Source organism: Paenalicyclobacillus macrosporangiidus (assembly GCF_900116805.1).
In the GTDB taxonomy this organism is placed as follows: Bacteria; Bacillota; Bacilli; order Alicyclobacillales; family Alicyclobacillaceae; genus Alicyclobacillus_H; species Alicyclobacillus_H macrosporangiidus.
The window spans coordinates 1-2,660 of record NZ_FPBV01000067.1; the positions used below are offsets into that span (position 1 = coordinate 1).

Here is a 2,660-nt window from a genome sequence, read left to right on the forward strand (position 1 = left end):
AGTTATGGGCCAACTGGACGTAGCCGGTGATGGAGCCATCTTTGTTTTTACGGCGGATAGTTCGTATGTACATATCTACATTATACGAAACATACTACCAAAATAACAACAAGTAAATAAAGTTATCCACAATCCTATGCATGCCTACAAACTTTTCACGACAAATGATCCCCGTATGCCTGTGGATAAGCCCGAGAAGCCGCACCACTGCTGCACCCCAATTTCATCCATCTGCCTACAGGGTGCTACCAACTGTCGAACTCGGGCGTGAACGCTTCAATGTTTTTAGGACCTACCATTGAATTCATCTGGGCAGGATATACTTTTACATACCCGTAGACGCCATTGGCTACCTGAGCCTCGTTCTTCTGTCCATCGGGCCAAGTGATTTGCACACGAGTGATGTTCGGGTTCACGAGGATCCCGCACACCATAAAATAGGAGGGCGTACCATCACGGGAAGATTCCATATTGTATACTGGAAACTTGCTAATGTACGCTGGTGGCAACGGGCCTGAATCAAATACATCAAGCACGTCCCATTCAAGATTTGGCTTCTGTTGAGCCACCACGGTAGCGACGTGATTGCTCTCACCTCTTCGAAAGCTAACGAACGCATAACCAAACTTTCCATCCAATTGGCTCCATCGGACGGCTAGGTCTTTGATGGTTGTTGGGATAGGTTGGCTCGGGACGGCATTGGTTACTTCAGGGTTATTGGCGACAGCCGACGGAATCGCTGCACTGCTGAATCCGGAATCTGTGTGCGTTTCCAGGTAAGCTTGAACTGCGTTACGAAAACTCGGGGTATTTAATACCGAATTTTCAACCGTTGCGGTGGTCCACAACGAAAGTGGGGATCGATACTGCGCATTCCGATTCATGATCGTCGTGCCCACAAGTATGATGGCTACTGCACCAACGGCCGCCACTGCCGATGAGAGACCACGAAGAGGGTGCCGCGTGCGGTCCGTCTTCCTTATTTGCTCTAGGACTGCCTGCTGTTTGTCGTTCGTTAGCCCTCGGACAGGCAGGTCTTTTATCTCGTTACGCAACTTTTCTTCAAATGTCATTACGATTCACCTCCGTATTGTAGATGGCTCTTAATTGTTGTAATGCACGACGGTATCTCGCCCGTGCAGTTACTTCCGGTATACTGAGAACAGCTGCTATTTCTGCGAAAGTCATATCCTCCCGCAGGTGGAGAATCACGACCTCTCGATACGGTTTTTTGAGTGTAAGGATCGCTTTCCACAACTCATTTCTTTCGATCGCTCGGACAGCTTCGTCTTCCGCCGAAGTGTGCTCCGCATCCAAGGATTGGGTTCGGTGAAAATCAATAGGTACGACTCGCCGAAAGAAAGCGGATTTCTGGAAGTCCTTGCATCTGTTTCTGGCGATCGAAAACAGCCAGGTTTTATACGAGGATTCATTGCGAAACTGGTCAAGGCTCGTATAGGCTCGAACGAAGACGTCTTGGGTCAAGTCATCGGTCAGAAACGGGTCGTTCGTTAAGGAATACACGTACGCCCAAGCCCTTTGCCAGTAAGCATGCATGAGATAAACGAGCGTGGACTGACGTTCATCCAGAATGAGTCACCTCGCTTGTCGCTCGACTACAGCTTAGACGAGATGGAAGCGAATATCGATACACACACCTGTTCCTCTATGATGTTCTGTCGGAAGAATTGAATAGTTCATAAAAGAATGCCGCGGTGATATCGGAGCGTTACAATTGGTGGAAGAGTGGCCACATGGAGAGGAGAAGCCACACTCAGACGTATAGGACGGCCGAACGATGCTCTGGCAGAGGATTGTTTGCAGAATGGACAGCGGATCGACCATCTGCATCGACGAGCTCTTCTTGAAGCTTATCAAGGAATCAAATTCCTGCTGAGCGCATCCATCGTACGATACTGCTGAACTCGTCACGAGAGGGTCGTTTGCGCCTGGCCACACGTTACTGTGAAGGGATGAAGGTGACGAAGTGAGAAGTGTTCACGTGGCGTATGCACTTATTCTTGACGAAAAGGCACAGAGTGTCCTTATGGTGCAGAACGCCGACAATGCCTCATGGACCTTACCGGGTGGTGCCGTGGAACTGGGTGAGACCCTCGATAGAGCGGTCGTCAGAGAGGTGTATGAAGAAACGGGATTGAGGATTCATGTCGGAAGATTGGTATCGGTTCATGAGCGTCTATGGGAATCCCGACAGGAACATGTCCTCTTCTTCACGTTTACGGCTGAAATTCTTGGTGGAGAGCCACGCATTATGTGTCCCGAAGAGATTAGCGCAGTAGAGTGGGTTTCAATCTCGTTGGCGAATGAGTATTTGTCCTATCACCCCGGGGGCGTTGAGGCGCTGTTGCATGCTGGATGTCCATATGTAGACGAGTCGAACATGGAATGACAGATTGACGTTTTAGTGATGTGAATGACGAGGTGGCCCGGCACGCGAGCACCAACCTGTGGGTATTGCTGGATTTTACTGTGGTATTTTGGGTGTAGCGGTCGAACGGTGGGTGAATAGAGGTGAGCCTGTCAATAGCGGATTAAAACTCCCCAAAAACCCCCATGCCCCTTTGGGGCACAACATTATGATGAAAATGTAGTCGTAGTTGTTTACTGGTGGGTGATCGTGATCCAACATGAGGCCAAGC

Annotated in this window: 3 protein-coding genes; 1 reads left to right on the forward strand and 2 read right to left on the reverse strand. The window is 49.5% G+C overall.

Annotated features, from left to right (window positions below; all coding sequences use genetic code 11):
• Window positions 1-245: 245 nt before the first annotated feature.
• Entirely contained in the window at window positions 246-1,073 is an 828-nt protein-coding gene (locus tag BM357_RS19575) for a hypothetical protein (RefSeq protein WP_139234812.1), read from the reverse strand.
• Window positions 1,063-1,557 carry an RNA polymerase sigma factor gene (locus BM357_RS20860; protein WP_074956892.1) on the reverse strand — a complete coding sequence of 165 codons (495 nt, stop codon included), beginning with the start codon at window positions 1,555-1,557 and terminating at the stop codon, window positions 1,063-1,065. The genes BM357_RS19575 and BM357_RS20860 overlap by 11 nt, the downstream gene beginning before the upstream one ends.
• 445 nt (window positions 1,558-2,002) lie before the next feature.
• On the opposite strand from BM357_RS20860, the gene BM357_RS18605 reads away from it, so the two are divergent.
• On the forward strand, window positions 2,003-2,410 hold the full coding sequence (locus BM357_RS18605) for an NUDIX hydrolase (RefSeq protein ID WP_425426571.1): 408 nt from the start codon (window positions 2,003-2,005) through the stop codon (window positions 2,408-2,410).
• Window positions 2,411-2,660: the final 250 nt, after the last annotated feature.